Origin of the sequence: Streptomyces griseoaurantiacus (assembly GCF_036189845.1) — a bacterium.
Classification (GTDB): domain Bacteria; phylum Actinomycetota; class Actinomycetes; order Streptomycetales; family Streptomycetaceae; genus Streptomyces; species Streptomyces griseoaurantiacus.
Map to the genome: position 1 here is coordinate 5392566 of NZ_CP108326.1, position 23833 is coordinate 5416398.

Here is a 23833-nt window from a genome sequence, read left to right on the forward strand (position 1 = left end):
GGGGGACCCCGGCAACGCCGGGCAGTTCACCGACGCGTAACACACAGGGTGCCTTCGTCACTGCGGCGAAACATCGAGGGGCGCCGACCGAAACCGCGCTGCGCGACGCTCATGGCGCATAACCGGCCACCCCCTCCCATCCCGGCTCAGGCTTCGCCCGCACGGGGCCGCACCCACACGACGAGGAGATGCCGATGGCACCAGCCATCACGCTTGCGGCGGACGCACCGCAGTTGTCGTCCGCCAACACAGGCTTCATGCTGATCTGTTCCGCCCTGGTGATGCTCATGACACCGGGCCTGGCCTTCTTCTACGGAGGCATGGTCCGGGTCAAGAGCACCCTGAACATGCTGATGATGAGCTTCATCAGCCTGGGCATCGTCACCCTCCTCTGGGTGCTCTACGGCTTCTCCCTCGCCTTCGGCACCGACAAGGGCTCCCTCCTCGGCTGGTCCTCCGACTTCGTCGGATTCTCCGGCATCGGCAAGATGGAACTGTGGGACGGCACCACGATCCCGGTGTACGTCTTCGCCGTCTTCCAGCTGATGTTCGCGATCATCACCCCCGCCCTGATCAGCGGCGCCCTCGCCGACCGCGTCAAGTTCACCGCCTGGGCGCTCTTCCTCACCCTGTGGGCCACGATCGTGTACTTCCCGGTCGCCCACTGGGTCTGGGGCTCCGGCGGCTGGGCCTTCGACCTCGGCGTGATCGACTTCGCCGGCGGTACCGCCGTGCACATCAACGCCGGTGCGGCGGCCCTCGGCGTGATCCTCGTCATCGGCAAGCGCGTCGGCTTCAAGCGGGACCCCATGCGCCCGCACAGCCTCCCGCTCGTCATGCTCGGCGCGGGCCTCCTGTGGTTCGGCTGGTTCGGCTTCAACGCCGGCTCCTGGCTCGGCAACGACGACGGCGTCGGCGCGCTGATGTTCGTCAACACCCAGGTCGCCACCGCCGCCGCCATGCTCGCCTGGCTCGCCTACGAGAAGATCCGCCACGGCGCCTTCACCACGCTGGGCGCCGCCTCCGGCGCCGTCGCCGGCCTGGTCGCCATCACCCCCTCCGGCGGCGCGGTCTCCCCGCTCGGCGCGATCGCCGTCGGCGCCATCGCCGGTGTGCTGTGCGCCATGGCCGTCGGCCTGAAGTACCGCTTCGGCTACGACGACTCCCTCGACGTCGTCGGCGTCCACATGGTCGGCGGCATCATCGGCTCGCTGCTCATCGGCTTCTTCGCCAGCGGCGGCGGCCAGTCCGACGTCAAGGGCCTCTTCTACGGGGGTGGCCTCGACCAGTTCTGGAAGCAGTGCGCCGGTGTCTTCGGCGTCCTCGCCTACTCCCTGGTCGTCTCCGCGATCCTCGCCTTCCTCATCGACAAGACGCTCGGCATGCGCGTCACCGAGGACGAGGAGATGTCCGGCATCGACCAGATCGAACACGCCGAGACCGCCTACGACTACACCGGAGCCGGCGGCGGCACCATCGGTTCCTCCGCCTCGACCCCGCTCGCCGCGGCCTCCGCCCCGTCCAAGAAGGTGGACGCATGAAGCTCATCACCGCCGTCGTGAAGCCACACCGGCTCGACGAGATCAAGGAAGCACTGCAGGCCTTCGGTGTCCACGGCCTCACCGTCACCGAGGCCAGCGGCTACGGCCGCCAGCGCGGCCACACCGAGGTCTACCGGGGCGCCGAGTACACCGTCGACCTCGTCCCCAAGATCCGCATCGAGGTCCTCGTCGAGGACGACGAGGCCGAACAGCTGATCGACGTCGTCGTCAAGGCCGCCCGCACCGGGAAGATCGGCGACGGCAAGGTCTGGTCCGTCCCGATCGACACGGCGGTACGCGTCCGCACCGGCGAACGCGGACCGGACGCGCTGTAGTCACGCACCCCGTGCCCCTCGCCGCCCGCGAGGGGCACGGGACCGCGCGGCCCAGGCGCCGCAGCAGACAGGGAACACCGCACCGAAAGGGACCCGGGCGCGGCCCCGGATCCCCCCTCCGCCGCACCACGCCGCACGAAGGAGCGTCCGTGCACCACCCCCACGTGGAGAACACCCCGGACGACCCCGGCGGCTACGCGGCCGCCCGCCTGCGTCTCCTCACCGAGGACCCGCACCCGGGCCCCCCGCGCCGCACCGCACTCTCCCGCCTCACCGACACCTGGCTCGCCGACCTCTTCGCCGGCGCGGCCACCGTGGCCGGCACCGACGGCGACCCGGCCGGCACCCGCGGCATCTCCCTGGTCGCCGTCGGCGGCTACGGACGCGGCGAACTCTCCCCGCGCAGCGACCTCGACCTGGTCCTCCTCCACGACGGCAGCGACCCCGCACGCGTCGCCGCCCTCGCCGACCGCCTCTGGTACCCCGTCTGGGACCTCGGCCTCGCCCTCGACCACTCCGTGCGCACCCCCGCCGAGGCCCGCAAGACCGCCGCCGAGGACCTCAAGGTCCAGCTCGGCCTCCTCGACGCCCGCCACCTCGCCGGCGACCTCGGACTCACCACCGCCACCCGCACCACCGTCCTCGCCGACTGGCGCAACCAGGCACCCAAACGCCTCCCGCAGCTCCAGGAACTGTGCGCCGAACGCGCCACCCGCCACGGCGAACTGCGCTACCTCCTCGAACCCGACCTCAAGGAGGCCCGCGGCGGACTGCGCGACGCCACCGTCCTGCGCGCCGTCGCCGCCTCCTGGCTCGCCGACGCCCCCCGCGAGGGACTCGACGACGCCCGCCGCCGCCTCCTCGACGTCCGCGACGCCCTCCACCTCACCACCGGCCGCGCCACCGACCGCCTCGCCCTCCAGGAACAGGACCAGGTCGCCTCCGCGCTCGGCATGCTCGACGCCGACGCCCTGCTGCGCCAGGTCTACGAGGCCGCACGCGTCATCGCCTACGCCGCCGACGTCACCTGGCGCGAGGTAGGGCGCGTCCTGCGCTCCCGCTCGATGCGCCCGCGCCTGCGCGCCATGCTCGGCGGCGGGAAGCAGCCCGCCGAGCGCTCCCCGCTCGCCGAGGGCGTCGTGGAACAGGACGGCGAGGTGGTGCTCGCCCGCACCGCACGCCCCGAACGCGACCCCGTGCTCCCCCTGCGCGCCGCGGCCGCCGCCGCACAGGCCGGACTCCCGCTCTCCCCGCACGCCGTACGGCGCCTCGCCGCCACCACACGCCCCCTGCCCGCACCCTGGCCCGCCGAGGCCCGCGAACAGCTCGTCACCCTGCTCGGGGCCGGCCGCCCCACGGTCGACGTCTGGGAGGCGCTGGAGGCCGAGGAGCTGATCACCCGGCTGCTGCCCGACTGGGAACGCGTCCGCTGCCGCCCCCAGCGCAACGCCGTCCACCTGTGGACCGTCGACCGGCACCTGATCGAGACCGCCGTCCGCGCCTCCGCCCTCACCCGCCGCGTCGGCCGCCCCGACCTCCTCCTCGTCGCCGCCCTCCTGCACGACATCGGCAAGGGCTGGCCCGGCGACCACAGCCTCGCCGGCGAGACCATCGCCCGCGACGTCGCCGCCCGCATCGGTTTCGACCGTGCCGACTCCGCCGTCCTCGCCACCCTCGTACGCCACCACCTGCTCCTCGTCGAGACCGCCACCCGGCGCGACCTCGACGACCCCGCCACCGTCCGCGCGGTCGCCGACGCCGTCGGTTCCCAGAGCACCCTCGAACTGCTGCACGCCCTCACCGAGGCCGACGCCCTCGCCACCGGCCCCGCCGCCTGGTCCGCCTGGCGCGGCTCCCTCGTCGCCGACCTGGTCGCCCGCGTCGCCGCCCGGCTCGCCGGTGACACCCCCGCCGAACCCGGCACCACCGCGCCCACCGCCGAACAGGAACGCCTCGCCGTCGAGGCCCTGCGCACCGGCGGCCCGGTCCTCGCCCTGCGCGCCCGCGCCGAGACCCCGGCCGGAGACGAGGGCCGGGGCCAGGACGACGCCGGTCGGGACGGCCCCGAACCGCTCGGCGTCGAACTGCTCATCGCCCTCCCCGAGCAGACCGGAGTCCTGCCCGCCGTCGCCGGCGTCCTCGCCCTGCACCGGCTGACTGTCCGCACCGCCGAACTGCGCGCCCTCGACCCGCCCGAGGGCGTCGAGGGCTCGGTCCTGCTGCTCGACTGGCGGGTCGCCGCCGAATACGGCTCCCTGCCGCAGGGCACCCGGCTGCGCGCCGACCTCGTACGCGCCCTGGACGGCACCCTGGACATCGCCTCCCGGCTCGCCGAACGCGACGCCGCCTACCCGCGCCGCCGCGGCGTGCCCGCCCCGCCGCCCCGCGTGACGGTCGCCCCGGCCGCCTCCCGGCACGCCACGGTCATCGAGGTCCGCGCCCAGGACGCCCCCGGCCTGCTGCACCGTATCGGCAGGGCCCTGGAGAAGGCGGGCGTACGGGTGCGCAGCGCCCACGCCTCCACCCTCGGCGCGAACGCCGTGGACACGGTCTACGTCACCGGCCCCACCGGGAGCCCCCTGCCCCCGCAGGAGGCGACCTCGGTGGCCCGGGCGCTGGAGGAGGCGCTCGGCGGGTGAGCCGACGGGCCGTCGCCCGTTCCCACGAGTGCGCTCCCCGCCGATGCGGGGATGTTCCGAACCTGCGCGGCAAGGGGCGCCTCTGCGCCGCGTGCTCCCCGCCGATGCGGGGGCCCGGCCCCTGTTCGCCCTCTGCGGCGGGCAGGGGCGATTTGCTTGCCGGGGCGGATACCCTGGAGGGCGACCCAGACAGCCGCCGACGCGAGGACCTACACCGCCGTGTTCGATACTCTCTCCGACCGCCTCTCAGCCACCTTCAAATCCCTGCGGGGCAAAGGCAGGCTGTCCGAGGCGGACATCGACGCCACGGCCCGCGAGATCCGCATCGCGCTCCTCGAGGCGGACGTGGCCCTGCCGGTCGTCCGTACGTTCATCAAGAACGTCAAGGAACGGGCCCTCGGCTCCGAGGTCTCCCGCGCGCTGAACCCCGCGCAGCAGGTCCTCAAGATCGTCAACGAGGAACTCGTCACCATCCTCGGCGGCGAGACCCGCCGGCTGCGGTTCGCCAAGCAGCCCCCCACCGTGATCATGCTCGCGGGTCTGCAGGGTGCCGGTAAGACCACCCTCGCGGGCAAGCTCGGCCGGTGGCTCAAGGAGCAGGGCCACTCGCCCCTCCTCGTCGCCTGCGACCTCCAGCGCCCCAACGCCGTCAACCAGCTCAGCGTCGTCGCCGAGCGCGCCGGCGTCGCGGTCTACGCGCCCGAGCCGGGCAACGGCGTCGGCGACCCGGTCAAGGTCGCCAAGGACTCCATCGAGTTCGCGAAGACCAAGGTCCACGACATCGTGATCGTGGACACCGCCGGCCGCCTCGGCATCGACCAGGAGCTGATGCGGCAGGCCGCGGACATCCGCGACGCCGTCAGCCCCGACGAGATCCTCTTCGTCGTCGACGCGATGATCGGCCAGGACGCGGTCAACACCGCGGAGGCCTTCCGCGACGGCGTCGGCTTCGACGGTGTCGTCCTCTCCAAGCTCGACGGTGACGCCCGCGGTGGCGCGGCCCTGTCGATCGCCTCGGTGACCGGCAAGCCGATCATGTTCGCCTCCAACGGCGAGAAGCTCGACGAGTTCGACGCCTTCCACCCCGACCGGATGGCCTCCCGCATCCTCGACATGGGTGACCTGCTCACCCTGATCGAGCAGGCGGAGAAGACCTTCAGTCAGGCCGAGGCCGAGAAGATGGCCTCCAAGCTGGCCTCCAAGAAGGGCCAGGACTTCACGCTCGACGACTTCCTGGCCCAGATGGAGCAGGTCAGGAAGATGGGGTCGATCTCCAAGCTGCTCGGGATGCTGCCGGGCATGGGGCAGATCAAGGACCAGATCAACAACATCGACGAGCGGGACGTGGACCGCACGGCGGCGATCATCAAGTCGATGACCCCGGCCGAGCGCGCGGAGCCGACGATCATCAACGGCTCGCGCCGCGCCCGCATCGCACGCGGTTCCGGCGTCGAGGTCAGCGCCGTGAAGAACCTGGTCGAACGGTTCTTCGAGGCACGGAAGATGATGTCCCGCATGGCACAGGGCGGCGGCATGCCCGGCATGCCGGGGATGCCCGGCATGGGCGGCGGCCCCGGCCGGCAGAAGAAGCAGCAGAAGAAGGCCAAGGGCAAGCAGCGCTCGGGCAACCCCATGAAGCGCAAGCAGCAGGAGCAGGAAGCCGCGGCCCGCCGCGCGGCCGCCGCCGCCCAGGGCGGCCAGGACGGCGACGCGTTCGGACTGCCCCAGCAGGGTGCCGGCCAGGACTTCGAACTGCCGGACGAGTTCAAGAAGTTCATGGGCTGAGCGAACGCCTCCACGGGCCGGACGGCGGCGTCGGCGACCGGCCGGGCGGGGCCGGGGCCGGACGGTGGCATCGGCCCCCGACCAGCCGGCCGGGGGCCGCCGGACCCGTACGGCCCTGCGGCACCCGGCCCGCTCACCCCCTCCGGGCGACCAGATAACGGAAGACGTTCGGCATCCACACCGTGCCGTCCTCCCGCACATGCGGATGCAGCGCCTCCGTCAGCTCCTTCTTCACCTGCTCCTCGTCCGTCACCGCGAGGGCGGTGTCGAACACCCCGGTGGACAGCAGCCCCCGCACCGCGCTCCCCGTGTCCGCGTAACCGAACGGGCAGGCCACCCGCCCCGACCCGTCGGGCCGCAGGCCCGCCCGCTGCGCCGCCTCCTCCAGCTCGTCCCGGGAGGCCGGACGCGGGCCGCCCTCGTGACGCGGGGGAGTGGCCTGAGGGCAGGCGTCGGCGCCGCGCACCGGGTCCGCCAGCTTCGCGGCCACCCGCAGGACCGAGGCCGTCGCGCACCGCTCCTCGGGGCCCCATCCGGCGAGCACCACCGCGCCGCCGCGCTCCGCGAGCGGCACCGCCTTCCCGAGCGCCCCCGCGAGCCCCTCCGCGCCCCCGTTCGGAGCGGGACCCAGGGAATCGAACGCGGTGACGACGTCATACCCGGGCCGCCCGGAGGCCGTGGGCGCCTCGCCCGGCGCCCCGTCCAGCAGCCGCACGCACCCCGGCGCGGGCTCCCGCGCGGGTGCTTCCTCTCGCGCGCCCCGCGCGCCCGCTCCCGGCAGCAGCCGCTCCCGCGCGAGTGCCAGCAGCTCCCCGTGCCCCGAGTCCACCCCCGTCACCGCCGCACCCCGCGAGGCGGCCAGCAGCAGTGCCAGCCCGGAACCGCAGCCGAGGCCGAGCAGCCGCGTGCCGGGGCCCACGCCCAGGCGCTCGTACACCGCTTCGTAGAGCGGCACCAGCATCCGCTCCTGGATCTCGGCCCAGTCCCGCGCGCGGGCGCGCGGTGCGGCCGGGTGCGGGGAGGCGGCCTGTGACGGCTGCTGTCGCACGAGCGTAGGTGTCATCAAAAGCGCCCCAATCCGCCGAGAGTTGCCCCTGTGCCCGAATTCCGTGGCCCCCGTGACGTGCGCTCGCTCTCCCCCTCCGTATGCCAGGTAACTCCGCACTCGTCGCGGCGTCCAGTGCTGGCGGCACACTCTTTGTCACTCCCCGGTTACTCAGGGGGGCGCACGCGCGACGGAACACGCCGTCGGCGCCACGCCCCACCGGGGCTCCGTGCGCCCCCCGTGCGACCGTGCGGCAGGCGGTGGCCGAGTAGCGGCGGACCAGGAAGCGGTGACCGGGAGGCGGGTCCGGACGGGGGCCGGTGCCGCGGGGGAGTGGGGCACCCGGTAGCCTCGGGGCGCCGGGGTCCCGAACCCCGTTGCACCCCGGTCCGACAGCGAGCCGCCCCGGCGGACCCGGTCCACCGGCTACGCGTCCGTCCGTACGGGCGGCTACGCACCGGCTTGGTACGAGCTGTGAGGCTTCTCCGCACATCGACGCACCCGCCCTCGTCGCGACGCATCAACCGCAACTGACGGGTACGTGCAAATTATTTGGGATGCCCCGGAATAGGAACACGGGAGTACTCCGGCTCGTTGTCATTACGTGAGCACGACACCAACTGTTCTCGCCGCAGAGCTGGCACAGGCGTGGGCCGACATTCAACGGCACCACCCCGAGCTGCCCGACCTTGCCGCACCCGAATCCCTGATCGGAGAGTCCTCGTCCGCATGCGGACACGAACTCTCCTTCGAGCGACTGCTGCACGAGGCTGTCCACGGCATCGCCGCCGCCCGCGGCATCCGTGACACCTCACGCGCAGGCCGCTACCACAACCGCCGATTCCTTGCGATCGCCGAGGAGCTGGGCCTCGACCACCCCGAGGAGCCGCATCCCAGCAGCGGCTTCTCGCTGGTCACGCTCAACCCCGAGGCCAAGCGGAGGTACCGCCCGACGATCGAGCGACTCCAGCGCGCGCTGAAGGCCCACTCGGCGGCGACAGCCGGCGACACGGCCCGCTCGTTCCGCGGTCCCGCCGCCCGCCACGGTTCCTCCGGCGGAGGCGTCCGCGTCAAGGCCGTGTGCGACTGCGGGCGCAACGTCCGCGTCGTCCCCTCGGTCCTGGCACAGGCGCCCATCATGTGCGGCGGATGCGGAAAGCCGTTCCGCATCCCGGAGGTCGTGGGCGCGGGCGTGGGCTGACGCCTTCCGGCATCTCGTGGATGCCGGAGGGCCGGCCCCTCGCCGACCGCCGTCTGTGACCCGCCCCGGGCACGCACCCCGGGGCCCGGGACCCGTCCGGGGAGGGCAGGTCCCGGCCGCGCCCCGTGCGGGCCGCTCACCGGCGGCCCGCGCCGGGTGCCGCTGAGCGCTGCCCGGAAACGGGCCGCGACGGGCGGCTTCCCCCGAGGGCGGAGAGGTCCCGCGGCGTGTGGCACAATGGCTAGCTGTACTCGACAGCCGCACAGGACCCCTCTCTCCTCCGGCTGACGCGTCCATCGGGCACTCGGGTACCGCAACCCCACGCGGCTCTCTCGCCGTGCCCAAACACGTCAAATTCAGGAGAACCCACTCCCGTGGCAGTCAAGATCAAGCTGAAGCGTCTGGGCAAGATCCGTTCGCCTCACTACCGCATCGTCGTTGCCGACTCCCGTACCCGCCGTGACGGCCGGGCCATCGAGGAGATCGGTCTGTACCACCCGGTGCAGAACCCCTCGCGCATCGAGGTCAACGCCGACCGTGTCGCGTACTGGCTCTCCGTCGGCGCCCAGCCGACCGAGCCCGTGCTCGCCATCCTGAAGAAGACCGGCGACTGGCAGAAGTTCAAGGGCGAGCCCGCCCCCGCGCCGCTGCTGCAGCCCGAGGAGAAGAGCGCCCGCCCGGTGTTCGAGTCCCTCGGCGGTGACGACGAGGGCAAGGGTGAGGCGATCACCCCGAAGAAGAAGGCCGAGAAGAAGGACGAGGCCGCCGCCGAGTCCTCTTCGACCGAGTCGACCGAGGCCTGAGCACCATGCTCGAAGAGGCGCTCGAGCACCTCGTGAAGGGCATCGTCGACAACCCTGACGATGTGCAGGTGGCCTCGCGCAACCTGCGCCGCGGTCGTGTGCTCGAGGTCCGGGTCCACCCCGACGACCTCGGCAAGGTGATCGGCCGCAACGGCCGCACCGCGCGCGCACTGCGCACCGTCGTGGGTGCCATCGGCGGCCGCGGTGTCCGCGTCGACCTCGTCGACGTGGACCACGTCCGCTGACGCGTCATCGCAACCGGCTCGGGCCGGGGAGGGCCACTGGCCCTTCCCGGCCCGCAGTCTTTTCCCCGCGCCCGGGACACCCCGCAGGTCCCGGCCGCGCCTCCCCGACGTTTCCGACGTTCCCGACAGGAGATCTTCCACAGTGCAGCTGGTAGTCGCACGGATCGGCCGCGCCCACGGCATCAAGGGCGAGGTCACCGTCGAGGTCCGTACCGACGAGCCGGAACTCCGACTCGCCCCCGGCGCCGTACTCGCCACCGACCCGGCCTCCGCCGGCCCGCTCACCATCGAGACCGGCCGGGTGCACAGCGGCCGGCTGCTCCTGCGCTTCGAGGGCGTGCGCGACCGCACCGCCGCCGAGGCCCTGCGCAACACCGTTCTCATCGCCGACGTCGACCCCGAGGAAATGCCCGAAGGCGAGGACGAGTACTACGACCACCAGCTCATGGACCTCGACGTGGTCACCGTCGACGGCACGGAGGTCGGCCGGATCACCGAGGTCTCCCACCTGCCCTCGCAGGACCTGTTCGTGGTGGAACGCCCGGACGGCACCGAGGTGATGATCCCCTTCGTCGAGGAGATCGTCACCGAGATCGACCTGGCCGAGCAGAAGGCGGTCATCGACCCGCCCCCCGGCCTGATCGACGACCGCGCCGAGATCGCCTCCGCCCGCGAGGACGCCGCCGAGGACCGTCCCGCCCCGGCCCCCGGCCAGGACGAGGACGCCGCCGGCGAGGACGACGGCACCACCGGCGAGGACCCGGGAGCACGGGCGTGATGCGGCTCGACGTCGTCACGATCTTCCCCGAGTACCTCGACCCCCTGAACGTCTCCCTCGTCGGCAAGGCCCGCGCGCACGGCCGGCTCGACGTGCACGTCCACGACCTGCGGGCCTGGACCCACGACCGGCACAACACCGTCGACGACACCCCCTACGGCGGCGGCCCCGGCATGGTCATGAAGACCGAACCCTGGGGCGAGGCCCTGGACACCGTCCTCGCCGACGGCTACGAGGACGGCGCCCACGGGCCCGTCCTCGTCGTCCCCACCCCCAGCGGCCGGCCCTTCACCCAGGAACTCGCCGCCGAACTGTCCACGCACCCCTGGCTGCTCTTCACACCCGCCCGCTACGAGGGCATCGACCGCCGGGTCACCGAGGAGTACGCGCGGCGCCTGCCCGTGTACGAGGTGTCGATCGGCGACTACGTCCTGGCCGGCGGCGAGGCCGCCGTCCTGGTGATCACCGAGGCCGTGGCCCGGCTGCTGCCCGGCGTCCTCGGCAACGCCGAGTCCCACCGCGACGACTCCTTCGCCCCCGGCGCCATGGCGAACCTCCTCGAAGGCCCCGTCTACACCAAGCCGCCCCGGTGGCGCGGCCACGGCATCCCCGAGGTGCTGCTCAGCGGCCACCACGGGAAGATCGCCCGCTGGCGCCGCGACGAGGCCCTCAGGCGCACCACCGCCCACCGCCCCGACCTCATCGAACGCTGCGCGCCCGCCGCCTTCGACAAGAAGGACCGCGAGATGCTCTCGATCCTCGGCTGGGCCCCCGACCCCGAGGGCGAGCCCCACGGCCGATTTTGGCGCAGGCCGCACGACGTGGAAGAATAGGCCGCTGTTGTCCGGAGCCCGGCGCGCGCCCCTGCCACAGGGGGAGACGACGCCCGCCCCGGCCCCGGTGGCAACCATCCTTCGTAGCACTCGTTCCCGTTGATGACCTGTGGCATCAGCGAAGAAAGCAGACTGACATGTCCCACCTGCTCGACACCGTCGACGCCGCGTCGCTGCGCAGCGACGTCCCGAACTTCCGCCCGGGCGACACCGTCAACGTCCACGTGCGCGTCATCGAGGGCAACCGCTCCCGTGTGCAGCAGTTCAAGGGCGTCGTCATCCGCCGCCAGGGCTCCGGCGTCCGCGAGACCTTCACGGTCCGCAAGGTCTCCTTCTCCGTCGGCGTCGAGCGCACGTTCCCGGTGCACACCCCGATCGTCGAGAAGATCGAACTCGTCACCCGCGGTGACGTGCGCCGCGCGAAGCTGTACTACCTCCGTGAGCTGCGCGGCAAGGCCGCGAAGATCAAGGAGAAGCGCGACAACTGAGCGCGCTGCCCAGTGCGCCTCCGGGTGCGCCGAAGGGCGCGCTGACGGGGTCCACATCGCGGGCCGGATAGCATCTGACCCGCGATGGACACCGAAACGCATGCCGAGGAACGCGACCGTTCCTCCCGCCTCCCCGACTCCGAGCACTCCTCGGACGCGGAGGGGCCGGAGGAGCGGTCGCGTTTCTCGTGGATCACCCGGGCCGCCCGGTGGCTCCCCGGCGGACGCCTCACCCTGGGCGCGCTGTTCTGCCTGACCGCACTGCTCCTCTTCAGCACTTTTGTCGCCCAGCCGTTCGAAATTCCCAGCGGTTCCATGGAGAACGGATTGAGGATCGGGGACCGCGTTCTCGTAAATAAGTTGGCGTACCGTTTCGGGGCGTCGCCGCGGCGCGGCGACGTCGTCGTGTTCGACGGTGCGGGGAACTTCGGAGACGGGGACTTCGTCAAACGCGTAGCCGCGGTGGCCGGCGACCACGTGGTCTGCTGCGGTGAGGAGGGGAGGCTCGAGGTGAACGGCCGGCCGGTCGACGAGTCGTCGTTTCTGCATCCAGGCGATGCTCCGTCCGACGTCCCCTTCGACGTCGTCGTGCCCCCGGACAGGCTCTTCGTCCTCGGGGACCACCGGGCGGACTCCAGCGACTCCCGCAACCGCCTGGGCGCGCCGGGCGGCGGCATGGTGCCGGTCGGCGACGTGATCGGGCGGGCCGACTGGGTCGTGTGGCCCACGCGTCACTGGACCCACCTGGAACGGCCCTCCGCCTACGCGCGCGTGCCCGCCGCGGACGGTGCCCATGGGTAACCGGGGCCGACCACGCGGAACGGGCCCCAGCGGTTCCGCCGCCGACAACCTGCTGCCCACCGGCTCCCGCCGGGCCGGCGCGGCCCCGTCGGGCGGACCGACGGGGCGCACCCGGGCCGAGCGGCGCAAGCTGCAGCGCAAGGTCAAGCGCAAGCGCCGGCGCAGCGCCGTCCGGGAGATACCGCTCCTCGTCGGCGTCGCCGTCCTGATCGCACTGGTCCTCAAGACTTTCCTCGTACAGGCGTTCGTCATCCCCTCGGGGTCCATGGAGAACACCATCCAGATCGGGGACCGGGTCGTCGTCGACAAGCTCACCCCCTGGTTCGGCTCCGAACCGGAGCGCGGTGACGTGGTCGTCTTCCGCGACCCCGGGAACTGGCTCGCGGGCGAGAAGACCACCAAGAAGGACGACCCCATCGTCGTCAAGCAGGTCAAGCAGGGGCTCGTCGCCATCGGCCTGCTGCCCTCCGAGAACGACCGGGACCTGATCAAGCGGGTCGTCGCGGTCGGCGGCGACACCGTCAAGTGCTGCGACACCGACGGCCGGGTCACCGTGAACGGCACGCCCCTGGACGAGCCGTACATCCACCCCGGGGACAAGCCCTCGGAACTGTCCTTCTCCCTCACCGTCCCGCAGGGCCGGCTCTGGGTGATGGGCGACCACCGCGGCAATTCGGCCGACTCCCGCTACCACCGCTCGGAGAAGTACGGCGGCACGGTCTCCGAGAAGTCCGTCGTCGGCCGCGCGGTCGGCATCGTCTGGCCCTTCGGGCACATGACGCGCCTACGAGAACCGAACACCTATGCGTCGGTGCCGAGCGGGACGCCGCCGGTGTCCGCCGCGTCGCATAGGGTGGCGTCCTCGGATCGAAACGGAATGATCCCTCTCCCGAGCCCTGCGGAACTCCCGCTCGTTATGGGAGTGGTGGGCCTGCGCCGGCGATGGCGTGGGCGGCGGCACAAGGTGAGGAGTGGATGTGGGGGATTTGGCGGTCGGCGCACGGTCCGGACAGGATGGTCCGGAAGACCAGCCCGAGCGATCCGACGGAACGGCGTCCCCGACAATGAAAGACACCGCGTACCCCGGGAATGACCCAGGGGACGGCGACCAGAACGGCCCCACCGAAGCGGCGGACGACCCCGGGGACGGCGTCGGCGGCGGCTCGGGGGACAGCGGCAGCCCCACCACGAGGAGCGGCGGCTCCCGCGCGGGCGGCCCGAAGAAACCGCGCTCCTTCTGGAAGGAGCTCCCGCTCCTCGTCGGCATCGCGCTGGTACTCGCACTGCTGATCAAGACGTTCCTGGTCCAGGCGTTCTCGATCCCCTCCGCCTCGATGGAGAACACCCTCCAGATCGGCGACCGGGTCCTCGTCGACAAGCTCACCCCCTGGTTCGGATCGGAGCCCGAACGCGGCGAGGTCGTCGTCTTCCACGACCCCGCCGACTGGCTCGAGGGCGAACCCACGCCCACCCCGAACCCGGTGCAGCGCGTCCTGGGCTGGATCGGCCTGATGCCCTCCTCCACCGAGAAGGACCTCATCAAGCGGGTCGTCGGCGTGGCCGGCGACACCGTCGAGTGCAACGGCACCGGGCCCCTGAAGGTCAACGGCAAGCCCCTCGACGAGACGTCGTACGTCTACGCCGGGAACACGCCCTGCAGCGTCGACGACGAGGGCGGAAAGTTCAAGGTCACGGTACCCGCGGGCAAAATCTGGGTCATGGGCGACCACCGGCAGAACTCGCTGGACTCCCGCTACCACCGCTCCGACAAGAACGGCGGCTTCGTCCCCGTCGGCAACGTCGTGGGCCGCGCCATCGTCATCGCCTGGCCCCCCGGCCGCTGGGACACCCTGCCCGTTCCCGACACCTTCGACCAGAAACTGAGCGCCGCCGTGGCACCCGACGCGCTGGCCCTCGCGGGCGTCGCCCCGCTGGTCCTGTGGCGCCGACGCCGCCGCTCCGAGCGGGTTACCGGCGGAAAGACCCGGGTTCCCGGCGGCGGTACCGCCGGGTAGGGTGCCGTCCCGTACCTCCGATCCCCCGCGCCCCCACCCGGATCGCGGGGGTCGATCTCCGACATGGGGGAGCACTGGGATGAGCGGGACAGGTCGTACCGGCAAGGGCCGCGGCCGGCTCGGCAGCGTGCTGTCGAACATCGCCGTGGCCCTCGGCTGTGTCCTCTTCCTCGGCGGCTTCGCCTGGGGCGCCGTCGTCTACAAGCCGTACACCGTGCCGACCTCCTCCATGACACCCACCATCGACGCCGGCGACCGCGTCCTCGCCCAGCGCGTCGACGGGGACGACGTCGAACGCGGCGACGTCGTGGTCTTCCGGCAGGAGAGCTGGGGCAACGCCCCCATGGTCAAGCGGGTCGTGGCCGTCGGCGGCGACACCGTCGGCTGCTGCACCGACGGCAAGCTGACCGTCAACGGCAAGAAGATCGACGAGCCCTACCTGCCCGCGGGCCAGGCCGCCGAGTCCAAGAAGATCCCCACCCTCACCGTCCCGAAGGGCCGGCTCTTCCTCCTCGGCGACGAACGCAGCGGCTCCCTCGACTCCACCGCCCACCTCACCGAGGCCGGCAGCGGCACGGTGCCGCGCAGCGCGGTGGACTCGCGCGTGGACGCCGTCGCGTGGCCGATGAACGGCATGCTGACCCGGCCCACCGGCTTCGAGACCCTCGGGCCGCTCTCCTCGCCCGGACCGTTGCGCCTCATCCTCGCCGCGATCGTCGCCGGGGTGGTTCTGATCCTGGGAGGAGCGGCCTACGGGCCCCTCGCCAAGCGTCTGGGCCGCAGCCGGACGGTATCGCGCAGGGAGCCGGCCGGTGTCCACTGAGGGGGCTGCCGCGGCGGTCTCGGCGGTGGAGGGACCACCGGGGTCCGCGGGTGCCGAGCCGGGGCTGCGCAAGGTGGCCCGCGTGGTGCTGCTCGACCCGCGGGACCGCATCCTGCTCCTGCACGGACACGAACCGGACGACCCGACCGACGACTGGTGGTTCACTCCCGGCGGCGGACTGGAGGGCGAGGAGACCCGCGAGGAGGCCGCCCTGCGCGAACTCGCGGAGGAGACCGGCATCACCGAGGTCGAACTGGGGCCCGTGCTGTGGCGGCGCCACTGCTCCTTCCCGTTCGCGGGGCGCCGCTGGAACCAGGACGAGTGGTACTACCTGGCCCGCACCCGGCGGACCGAGACGGCACCGACGGCCCTCACGGAGCTGGAGCGGCGCAGCGTCGCCGGTGCGCGGTGGTGGACGTGCCGGGAACTGGCCGCCACCCGTGAGACGGTGTACCCGACCAGACTCGCCGGGCTGCTGCGCAGGCTGCTCGACGACGGTCCCCCGGCCGGACCCGTGACCCTCGACACCGAAATCGTCTAGCGGTGCACGGGGCTGGCGCACAATAGGGGGACGCACGGCTGAAGGGGAACATGCCATGAGCGCCGAGGACCTCGAGAAGTACGAGACCGAGATGGAGCTGAAGCTCTACCGGGAGTACCGCGATGTCGTCGGTCTGTTCAAATACGTGATCGAGACCGAGCGGCGTTTCTACCTCACCAACGACTATGAGATGCAGGTGCACTCGGTTCAGGGCGAGGTGTTCTTCGAAGTGACGATGGCGGACGCCTGGGTGTGGGACATGTATCGGCCCGCCCGCTTCGTCAAGCAGGTGCGGGTGCTCACGTTCAAGGACGTGAACATCGAGGAGCTGAACAAGAGCGACCTGGAACTGCCGGGAAGCTGAAGGGCCGCGGGGGTTCCGTAAATGAGGGGCGGCCGGGGCGGCTGGAAGGCAGAGCGCGGAGGGCGCACGTAATACGTGAGCCGTGCGTCAATACGTGAACCGTGGATCACTCGTGTGGGTGTCGGAGTTGTCCACAATCCGCCCGTCGTCCACCAAGATCCACACGTCTGCCGTTCCCCCTCCACTGTGGGTGCCGAGGAGGTGCCCACATGGCAGAGGTACACCGGCACACGCACCGGAACGACGACAACCACGGCAACGACGCCACGGCCAAGCACCCGACGAAACGCGCCGCGACTGCCGAACGGACCGGCGGCACGGCACAGGGCGCGGGGACGGCTCGCGATGCCAGGACGGCGCGCGGCGCGCTCGGACGGTACGGAGAGGCACTCGCCGCGCGACGGCTGACGGAAGCCGGCATGACCGTCCTGCGGCGCAACTGGCGCTGCGGACGCAACGGCGAGATCGACATCGTCGCCCGCGACGGCGACGCACTCGTGATCTGCGAGGTCAAGACGCGCAGGGCCGGTGCCTTCGAACACCCCATGGCCGCCCTCACTCCGGCCAAGGCCCGGCGCCTGCGCGACCTCGCCGAACGCTGGCTCCACGAACACGGCGGAGCACCACCCGGCGGTGTCCGCGTCGACCTGGTGGGCGTCGTCCTCCCACGACGCGGCGCACCCGTCGTCGAACACGTACGGGGTGCGGCCTGATGGGATTCGCCCGCACCTGCTCCGTGGCACTCGTCGGCGTCGAAGGCGTCGTCGTCGAGGTCCAGGCCGACCTCGAACCCGGAGTCGCCGCCTTCACCCTCGTCGGACTGCCCGACAAGAGCCTCACCGAAAGCAAGGACCGCGTCCGCGCGGCCGTCGTCAACTCCGGCTCCGCCTGGCCCCAGAAAAAACTCACCGTCGGCCTCAGCCCCGCCTCCGTGCCCAAGAGCGGCAGCGGCTTCGACCTCGCCGTCGCCGCAGCGGTCCTCGGCGCCTGCGAACGCATCGACCCCCGCGTCCTCGCGGACATCGTCATGATCGGCGAACTCGGCCTCGACGGCCGCGTCCGCCCCGTCCGCGGCGTCCTGCCCGCGGTCCTCGCCGCCGCCGACGCCGGCTACGAACAGGTCGTCGTCCCCGAGAGCGCGGCCGCCGAAGCCTCACTGGTGCCCGGCGTCTCCGTCCTCGGCGTCCGCAGCCTCCGTCAGCTCATCGCCGTCCTGGCCGACGAACCCGTACCCGAGGAGGAACCCGACACCACCGGCCGGCCCGACCCGGCCCTCGCCGGACTCCGCCTCCCCGGCGCCGGAGCCGCCACCGGCATGCACACCGTCGGCGCAGGCCACGACAGCGGCCACGACCTCGCCGACGTCGTAGGCCAGCACGCGGCCCGCACCGCCGTCGAGGTCGCCGCCGCCGGCGGACACCACCTCTTCCTCGAAGGACCACCCGGCGCGGGCAAGACCATGCTCGCCGAACGGCTGCCCGCCGTCCTGCCCCCGCTCACCCGGCAGCAATCACTCGAGGTCACCGCCGTCCACTCCGTCGCCGGCCTCCTCCCCGCCGGCAAACCCCTCGTCGACACCGCCCCCTACTGCGCACCCCACCACTCCGCCACCATGCAGGCCCTCGTCGGCGGCGGCCAGGTCATCGCCCGCCCCGGCGCCGTCTCCCTCGCCCACCAAGGGATTCTCTTCCTGGACGAGGCACCGGAATTCAACAGCCACGCACTCGACGCCCTGCGGCAACCTCTCGAATCGGGCCACGTGGTCATCGCCCGCAGCGCCGGCGTCGTACGGTTCCCGGCGAAGTTCCTCATGGTCCTCGCCGCCAACCCCTGCCCCTGCGGACGCTACACACAGCGCGACACCCCCTGCGAATGCCCGCCCTCCGCGATCCGCCGCTACCAGGCCCGGCTCTCCGGCCCCCTCCTCGACCGCGTCGACCTGCGCGTCGAGGTCGACCCCGTCAGCCGCGCCCAGCTCACCGGCCCCGGCGCCCGCGGCGAACCCACCGCGGCCGTCGCCGACCGCGTGCGCGCAGCCCGGGAACGCGCCGCCGCCCGCCTCGCCGACACTCCGTGGAACACCAACAGCGAGATCCCCGGGCGCGAACTCCGCAACAGGTGGCACGCCGTACCCGGCGCCATGGAAGAAGCCGAGTACCAGCTCGAACGCGGTGCCCTCACCGCCCGCGGCATCGATCGCGTCCTCCGCGTCGCCTGGACCGTCGCCGACCTCACCGGCCACGACCGCCCCGACGTCGCAGACGTCAGCCTCGCACTCCAACTGCGCACCGGCGTCCCCCGCGGCGTACCGACGACCATCGGAGCCGACGCATGAACACCCGACCCCTCACCCCGGGAAACCCGGACACCGGCGGCGACGACCCCGGCAACCCCCGCACCACGAGCGGACACGCGAGCACCGGCGGCACGAACACCACCGACCCGGCCACCACCGACCCGAACACCACCGACCCGAACACCACCGACCCGGACCTCCTCGCCCACGTCCTCCTCAGCCGCGTCGTCGAACCCGGCGACGAGACCGCCGGACGCTGGCTCCGCGAACGCGGCGCCGTCCACCTCGCCACACACCTGAGAGAAGGCGGCCCACCACTGCCCGGCGCCTCCGACAAACGGTGGGCCGGACTGCTCGCCCGGGCCCGGCGAGCCACACCCGAGGACGACCTCGCCGCCGCCCACCAGGCCGGCATGCGCTTCCTCCACCCCGGCGACCTCGAATGGCCCGCCCAACTCGACGACCTCGGTGACGCACGACCCGTCGGCCTCTGGGTCCGCGGCACACCCAGCCTCCGCATGTGGGCCCTGCGCTCCGTCGCCCTCGTCGGAGCCCGCGCCTGCACCGAGTACGGCGCCCACATGGCCACCACCCTCGCCGCCCAACTCGCCGAACACGGATGGGTCGTCGTCTCCGGCGGCGCCTACGGCATCGACGGCGCCGCCCACCGCGGCGCCCTCGCCGCCGGCGGAGCCACCGTCGCCGTCCTCGCCTGCGGCGTCGACCGGACCTACCCCAAAGGACACACCGCACTGCTCGGCAGAATCGCCCGCCAAGGGCTCCTCGTCGGCGAACTCGCACCGGGCGAACACCCCACCCCCAGCAGATTCATCCAACGCAACCGGGTCATCGCCGCCCTCACCCGCGGCACCGTCGTCGTAGAAGCCGCCCACCGCAGCGGCGCCCTCGTCACCGCCCGCGCCGCCACCCGGCTCGGCCGCCACACCATGGGCGTGCCCGGCCCCGCGACCAGCGCACTCTCCGCCGGAGTGCACGAACTCCTGCGCCGCGAGGCCGTCCTCGTCACCGAGGCCGCCGAGATCACCGAACTCGTCGGCGCCATGGGAGAACTCGCACCCGAAAGACACGGCCCCGTCCTCCCGCGCGACCTGCTCGACGCGGAAACCGCCCACGTCCTTGCCGCGCTGCCCGCCCGCGCCAGTGCCACCGCCGAGGACGTCGCCCGCGAGGCACGCACGACACCCGACGACGCCGTCGGGAAACTGTACGAACTCCGCTCACTTGGCTACGTCGAACGACACGGCAACGGCTGGAAGTTGACACGCCAAGGCCTCGCGACGGGCCGACCCCGAACCCACCCGACCTGACCGAGCGTGTCCGGCCACCCGCGGCACCCCCGGCGACCTCGGCACTTCCCGTCACCACACCCCCCGGGAGGTCACACAGGGTGAACAGTCGACGCGCGCCCCGAGAACGGCACGACACCTTCGCGCAGGGGTGATCCACGGACCTTCGCGCACTGCGACCGCCCAGTCACGCTACGCTCACAAGGATCCACAAGGATCCACAGGGATCCAGCAACCACGGAACACCACAAGACAGCACTCGGCGACCAACGACAGCACACCCCGGCACGGGACCGGCGGCACCCAGGCCGCACGGTCCACGGCAGAACGGCACAAGGCGACGAATGCCCCAGCACACCTCCGGGTCCGACCGGGCGGCCATCCCCCCAGCCGCCCGCGACGGCGGCACCGTGCGCCCGCCCGCTCCCTCGACACTCGAAGAGTTGTGGCGGACGTACAAGGCGACGGGGGACGAGCGGCTGCGGGAACAACTGATCCTCCACTACTCACCGCTCGTGAAATACGTGGCCGGCCGGGTCAGCGTCGGCCTGCCGCCCAACGTCGAACAGGCCGACTTCGTCTCCTCCGGAGTGTTCGGCCTGATCGACGCCATCGAGAAGTACGACATCGGCCGCGAGATCAAGTTCGAGACATACGCCATCACCCGCATCCGCGGCGCCATGATCGACGAACTGCGCGCACTCGACTGGATCCCGCGCTCCGTACGGCAGAAGGCACGCAACGTCGAACGGGCCTACACCACGCTGGAAGCACGACTCAGACGCACCCCCACCGAGAGCGAGGTCGCCGCCGAACTCGGCATCCGGGTGGACGACCTCCACGCCGTCTTCAGCCAGCTCTCCCTGGCCAACGTCGTCGCACTGGAGGAGATCCTCCACATCGGCGGCGAGGGCGGCGGCCTCAGCCTGATGGACACCCTGGAGGACACCAGCGCCGACAACCCGGTCGAGGTGGCCGAGGACCGCGAACTGCGCCGCTTCCTCGCCCGGGCCATCAACACCCTGCCCGAACGCGAGAAGACCGTCGTCACCCTGTACTACTTCGAAGGGCTCACCCTCGCCGAGATCGGCAACGTGCTCGGCGTCACCGAAAGCCGCGTCAGCCAGATCCACACCAAGTCGGTCCTTCAGCTCCGCGCCAAACTGGCCGGTTTCGGCCGGTGAACCGGCCGGCGGCCCCTCACGACGCCGCCACCGCGTGTGACCCGGACGGCTGCCGTCCGCCGCCCCCGCTCCGTACAGTGGGTGCGTGCCAAGGATTCGAGCGGCCTCCGTGGCCGAGCACCGGTCGATGCAGCGAGCCGCCCTGCTGGACGCGGCACGCACCCTGCTGTCCGAAGGCGGAACGGAGGCCCTCACCTTCCCCGCCCTCGCCCGGCACACCGGACTCGCCCGCTCCTCCGTCTACGAGTACTTCCGCTCCCGCGCCGCCGTCGTCGAAGAACTGTGCGAGGTCGACTTCCCCGTCTGGGCGGCCGACGTCCAGGCCGCGATGGAACACGCCGACACCCCCGAGGACAAGATCGAGGCCTACGTACGCCGACAGCTCGCACTCGCCGGTGACCGGCGCCACCGTGCCGTCGTCGCCATCTCCGCCGGCGAACTCGACGCCGGCGCCCGGGAGAAGATCCGCGCCGCCCACGGCGGACTCGTCACGCTCGTCGTCCAGGCACTCTCCACCCTCGGGCACACCCAGCCCCGCATGGCGGCCATGCTGCTCCAGGGCATCGTCGACGCGGCCGTGCGCCGGCTCGAGTTCGGCGCGGCGGCCGAGGACCCCGAGACGATCACCGACGCCGCCGTCGCCCTCGCCCTGCGAGGCGTCCGGGGCTGACCCGGAGCACCTCCGGCCGCACCGGCCGCCCGGCCGGGAGCCGACCGTCGTCGTTCACGGAACGTCCGGCACCGGCAGCAGCCGGGACGACCCCCGGCGCAGCAGCCAGGGCGGCAACAGGGAGAGCGGGTCCAGATAGCTCTCGCCCCGGCGCAGCCCCCAGTGCAGGCAGCCGGAGGCGCAGTGCCGCGGACCCGGCTCCGCCAGGAACCCCACCACGTCACCCGGCGCCACCTCGTCACCCTTGCGCACGGACGCCCGCACGGACTCGTAGGTGGTGCGCAGCGGCGGGGCGCCGGTCCCCGTCAGCTCCACCGAGACGACCCCCAGCCCGCCGACCGGCCCCGCGAAGGAGACCCGCCCCGCCGCGACCGCCCGCACCGGGTCGCCCGGCGCCGCCGCCAGATCCACCCCCCGGTGCCCCGGCCCGTAGGCCGAGGCCGGAGGCTCCCAGCCACGCAACACGACCGGCCGCACCCCGACCGGCCACAGGCGGGCCAGGGCGGGGACGGGAGTGGTGGGGGTGGAGGGGGTGGAGGGGGTGGAGGGGGTGGCCGGGGCGGGAGTGGCGGGCGGTGGTGCGGAAACGGGGGGTGGGGCCCCCTCCCCCCCACCCCCCACCCCACCCCCCACCCCACCCCTCCCCACACCCCCCGCCCGAGCCCCCGCCGGCACCGCCGCGGTCAGGGTGGCGAGCAGCAGTGCTGCCCACAGCGCCGTCCGGCGGACACCCGCTCGCCGTGACTTTCGCCGTCGCGTCCGGGCGCCGTCTGCCGCAGCTCTGGAGGCCGTTCCGTTCCCCGCCTCGTGCTTGGTTCGCATGGGGCAAGCCTGGTGGGCGGTGCGGAATCCTGCTGGGGCCTGTGGACAACTCACCGGTTGTGGACATCGGCGTCACCCGGCGCTCCGCGGGTCCCGTACACTTCAGGTGGCGACCCGGGCCACCGGGTCGACTTCGCACGCCCCGGCACGCGATCCGGCAACGGTCCGTGTCCGCGCCCCTCGGTCCTTCGTGGCAGGGCGCACCGCGGGCGTCAGGCGCGGGTGCTGTCCGGCATCCGCGGCACAACCGAGAGTTCGAGGAGAGCGGCCATGGCCGTCGTCACGATGCGGGAGCTGCTGGAGAGCGGCGTCCACTTCGGTCACCAGACCCGTCGTTGGAACCCGAAGATGAAGCGGTTCATCTTCACGGAGCGCAACGGCATCTACATCATCGACCTGCTCCAGTCGCTGTCGTACATCGACCGCGCCTACGAGTTCGTCAAGGAGACCGTCGCCCACGGCGGCACGGTCATGTTCGTCGGCACGAAGAAGCAGGCGCAGGAGGCCATCGCGGAGCAGGCCACCCGCGTCGGCATGCCCTACGTGAACCAGCGCTGGCTGGGCGGCATGCTCACCAACTTCTCGACCGTCTACAAGCGGCTGCAGCGCCTCAAGGAGCTGGAGCAGATCGACTTCGAGGACGTGGCCGCCTCCGGCCTCACCAAGAAGGAGCTCCTGGTCCTCTCCCGCGAGAAGGCGAAGCTGGAGAAGACCCTCGGCGGTATCCGCGAGATGCAGAAGGTGCCCAGCGCCGTCTGGATCGTGGACACCAAGAAGGAGCACATCGCGGTCGGTGAGGCCCGGAAGCTCAACATCCCGGTCGTCGCCATCCTGGACACCAACTGCGACCCCGACGAGGTCGACTACAAGATCCCGGGCAACGACGACGCGATCCGCTCCGTCACCCTGCTCACCCGCGTGATCGCGGACGCCGTGGCCGAGGGTCTCATCGCCCGGTCCGGTGCCGCCGAGAACAAGGGCGAGAAGGCCGCCGGCGAGCCGCTCGCCGAGTGGGAGCGCGACCTGCTCGAGGGTGGCGAGAAGAAGGCGGACTCCGAGGCCGCCGCCCCGGCCGCCGAGGCCGAGAAGCCCGCCGAGGCGCCGGCCGCCGAGGCGGAGAAGCCCGCCGAGGAGGCCCCCGCCGCCGAGGCTGCGGCCGCTGAGGCTCCGGCCGCCGAGGCCGAGCAGGCCTGACGCGGCGACCCGGGCGCCTCCGGCACCAGCCGGTGCGCGTCCGGTCGTCCAGGCGTTGACGGCGGGAGCGGTGACATGATCTCCGCTCCCGCCGTTCACCCGTAGGCCGGTGGCGCCCACGCG

23 protein-coding genes and 1 pseudogene are annotated in these 23833 nt (G+C 72.3%); 22 read left to right on the top strand and 2 right to left on the bottom strand.

All coding sequences use genetic code 11. The features are described from left to right. Positions 1-194 precede the first annotated feature (194 nt). The 4 genes from OHB09_RS24080 (at position 195) to ffh (ending at position 6300) form a co-directional block, all read left to right on the top strand. Positions 195-1541, top strand: a complete 1347-nt coding sequence (locus OHB09_RS24080; protein ID WP_093598539.1) for an ammonium transporter — start codon at positions 195-197, stop codon at positions 1539-1541. Continuing rightward, positions 1538-1876, top strand: a complete 339-nt coding sequence (locus OHB09_RS24085) for a P-II family nitrogen regulator (protein WP_006139570.1) — start codon at positions 1538-1540, stop codon at positions 1874-1876. Before OHB09_RS24080 ends, OHB09_RS24085 begins: the two co-directional genes overlap by 4 nt. A gap of 149 nt (positions 1877-2025) precedes the next feature. Beyond that, on the top strand, positions 2026-4515 hold the full coding sequence (locus OHB09_RS24090) for a [protein-PII] uridylyltransferase (protein ID WP_328922513.1): 2490 nt from the start codon (positions 2026-2028) through the stop codon (positions 4513-4515). 219 nt (positions 4516-4734) lie between these two features. After that, positions 4735-6300: a signal recognition particle protein gene (gene ffh, locus OHB09_RS24095; RefSeq protein ID WP_006139567.1), complete on the top strand. Its 1566-nt coding sequence runs from the start codon at positions 4735-4737 to the stop codon at positions 6298-6300. Positions 6301-6433: 133 nt separating this feature from the next. On the opposite strand, the gene OHB09_RS24100 is transcribed toward ffh, so the two are convergent. After that, on the bottom strand, positions 6434-7363 hold the full coding sequence (locus tag OHB09_RS24100; RefSeq protein WP_328922514.1) for an SAM-dependent methyltransferase: 930 nt from the start codon (positions 7361-7363) through the stop codon (positions 6434-6436). A 586-nt stretch (positions 7364-7949) separates the two neighbouring features. Between OHB09_RS24100 and OHB09_RS24105 the strand changes: the two genes are divergently transcribed. From OHB09_RS24105 to OHB09_RS24185, 17 genes and pseudogenes are all read left to right on the top strand, one after another. Further along, the gene (locus OHB09_RS24105; RefSeq protein WP_006139565.1) at positions 7950-8546 is read left to right on the top strand and encodes a hypothetical protein; all 597 of its coding nucleotides are present in this window, start codon (positions 7950-7952) and stop codon (positions 8544-8546) included. Between the two features lie 374 nt (positions 8547-8920). Further along, positions 8921-9349 (top strand): 30S ribosomal protein S16, encoded by a 429-nt coding sequence (rpsP, locus tag OHB09_RS24110; protein ID WP_093598527.1) that lies wholly within the window; start codon positions 8921-8923, stop codon positions 9347-9349. 5 nt (positions 9350-9354) lie between these two features. Continuing rightward, positions 9355-9594, top strand: coding sequence for an RNA-binding protein (locus OHB09_RS24115; protein WP_003973401.1), 240 nt, complete (start codon positions 9355-9357; stop codon positions 9592-9594). Between the two features lie 142 nt (positions 9595-9736). Continuing rightward, positions 9737-10372 (top strand): ribosome maturation factor RimM, encoded by a 636-nt coding sequence (gene rimM / locus OHB09_RS24120; RefSeq protein ID WP_167793648.1) that lies wholly within the window; start codon positions 9737-9739, stop codon positions 10370-10372. Beyond that, positions 10372-11205, top strand: coding sequence for a tRNA (guanosine(37)-N1)-methyltransferase TrmD (gene trmD / locus OHB09_RS24125; RefSeq protein ID WP_006139562.1), 834 nt, complete (start codon positions 10372-10374; stop codon positions 11203-11205). Before rimM ends, trmD begins: the two co-directional genes overlap by 1 nt. A 137-nt stretch (positions 11206-11342) precedes the next feature. Further along, positions 11343-11693, top strand: a complete 351-nt coding sequence (rplS, locus tag OHB09_RS24130) for a 50S ribosomal protein L19 (RefSeq protein WP_006139561.1) — start codon at positions 11343-11345, stop codon at positions 11691-11693. Positions 11694-11777: 84 nt separating this feature from the next. Next, the gene (gene lepB, locus OHB09_RS24135) at positions 11778-12494 is read left to right on the top strand and encodes a signal peptidase I (protein ID WP_093598518.1); all 717 of its coding nucleotides are present in this window, start codon (positions 11778-11780) and stop codon (positions 12492-12494) included. Beyond that, on the top strand, positions 12487-13587 hold the full coding sequence (lepB, locus tag OHB09_RS24140) for a signal peptidase I (RefSeq protein ID WP_006139559.1): 1101 nt from the start codon (positions 12487-12489) through the stop codon (positions 13585-13587). The genes lepB (OHB09_RS24135) and lepB (OHB09_RS24140) overlap by 8 nt, the downstream gene beginning before the upstream one ends. Then, on the top strand, positions 13472-14509 hold the full coding sequence (gene lepB, locus OHB09_RS24145) for a signal peptidase I (protein WP_191853306.1): 1038 nt from the start codon (positions 13472-13474) through the stop codon (positions 14507-14509). The genes lepB (OHB09_RS24140) and lepB (OHB09_RS24145) overlap by 116 nt, the downstream gene beginning before the upstream one ends. A 79-nt stretch (positions 14510-14588) precedes the next feature. Continuing rightward, on the top strand, positions 14589-15332 hold the full coding sequence (gene lepB, locus OHB09_RS24150; RefSeq protein ID WP_191853305.1) for a signal peptidase I: 744 nt from the start codon (positions 14589-14591) through the stop codon (positions 15330-15332). Between the two features lie 25 nt (positions 15333-15357). Then, entirely contained in the window at positions 15358-15873 is a 516-nt protein-coding gene (locus OHB09_RS24155) for an NUDIX hydrolase (RefSeq protein ID WP_328923053.1), read from the top strand. Positions 15874-15928: 55 nt separating this feature from the next. Further along, positions 15929-16237 carry a DUF2469 domain-containing protein gene (locus OHB09_RS24160; protein WP_006139554.1) on the top strand — a complete coding sequence of 103 codons (309 nt, stop codon included), beginning with the start codon at positions 15929-15931 and terminating at the stop codon, positions 16235-16237. Positions 16238-16581: 344 nt separating this feature from the next. Then, positions 16582-16950 (top strand): annotated as a pseudogene (locus OHB09_RS24165) (YraN family protein); the annotation flags it as partial. After that, positions 16950-18572, top strand: a complete 1623-nt coding sequence (locus OHB09_RS24170) for a YifB family Mg chelatase-like AAA ATPase (RefSeq protein ID WP_328922515.1) — start codon at positions 16950-16952, stop codon at positions 18570-18572. The pseudogene OHB09_RS24165 and the gene OHB09_RS24170, both read left to right, overlap by 1 nt. Beyond that, a complete protein-coding gene (dprA, locus tag OHB09_RS24175) occupies positions 18569-19861 on the top strand; it encodes a DNA-processing protein DprA (RefSeq protein WP_191853303.1) in 1293 nt (430 codons plus the stop codon). Before OHB09_RS24170 ends, dprA begins: the two co-directional genes overlap by 4 nt. Before the next feature lie 323 nt (positions 19862-20184). Further along, entirely contained in the window at positions 20185-21024 is an 840-nt protein-coding gene (whiG, locus tag OHB09_RS24180; protein WP_006139550.1) for an RNA polymerase sigma factor WhiG, read from the top strand. A 109-nt stretch (positions 21025-21133) separates the two neighbouring features. Continuing rightward, positions 21134-21694: a TetR/AcrR family transcriptional regulator gene (locus OHB09_RS24185; protein ID WP_006139549.1), complete on the top strand. Its 561-nt coding sequence runs from the start codon at positions 21134-21136 to the stop codon at positions 21692-21694. A gap of 54 nt (positions 21695-21748) precedes the next feature. On the opposite strand, the gene OHB09_RS24190 is transcribed toward OHB09_RS24185, so the two are convergent. After that, the gene (locus OHB09_RS24190; protein WP_407077345.1) at positions 21749-22159 is read right to left on the bottom strand and encodes a peptidoglycan DD-metalloendopeptidase family protein; all 411 of its coding nucleotides are present in this window, start codon (positions 22157-22159) and stop codon (positions 21749-21751) included. Positions 22160-22786: 627 nt separating this feature from the next. On the opposite strand from OHB09_RS24190, the gene rpsB reads away from it, so the two are divergent. Beyond that, on the top strand, positions 22787-23710 hold the full coding sequence (gene rpsB / locus OHB09_RS24195; protein ID WP_006139547.1) for a 30S ribosomal protein S2: 924 nt from the start codon (positions 22787-22789) through the stop codon (positions 23708-23710). The last annotated feature ends 123 nt before the right edge of the window (positions 23711-23833 follow it).